We start from the raw sequence: 571 nt of genomic DNA on the forward strand, positions 1-571 counted from the left end.
CCGCCTTACGCCCCGCTTGCGCATTATGCGCCACAATTTGCGCCCCAACATGGGCTTTAAACTCTTCAAATCCTATCGCGCGCTTGCCATAATCTTCAGGCTTGGCATCCGGTTTATTGCCCGTATAAGCCCCCGCACAAAAGGGATGTTTAGAAATCGCTTCTGCCAGATCACGCCATGCCCGCTCAATCGGTTTAGACTGTCCGCTATAAGGGGTGGTCCATTGCAATTGCACACCCAAACTCGTCAAAAGCCCTTGCACACCTCCAGAAATCCACTTGCTGGTAAAGGCACGCCCATTATCCAAGGTCATACGCTCCGGTATGCCATAAGCTTCCACCATATCCCCAATCACCAAACGAACGATTTCCCAACTCTCAGCATCCGATAAGCGCCACGATAAAATCTTGCCCGAATAAAGATCTTGAATGGCAATCAGATAAAGCCGCACAGGCTTTTCTGTCCAAGGAACATTCACAAAAACATCCAGCTTATGCCCGTCCATATTCACTGCTTGCAGTGCATGCAGGCTGGAGCGATCACGCCGTTGGGCTGGATAAAGCTTTTTTGC

At 50.3% G+C, this 571-nt stretch carries 1 protein-coding gene; it reads right to left on the bottom strand.

The features are described 5' to 3' along the window. Positions 1 to 571 (bottom strand): transposase domain-containing protein (locus ACFIML_RS09340; protein ID WP_375688054.1); only part of this gene is annotated, 571 nt, incomplete at both ends.

It is taken from the genome of Bartonella sp. AC62GZZY (genome assembly GCF_042196525.1).
Lineage (GTDB): Bacteria > Pseudomonadota > Alphaproteobacteria > Rhizobiales > Rhizobiaceae > Bartonella.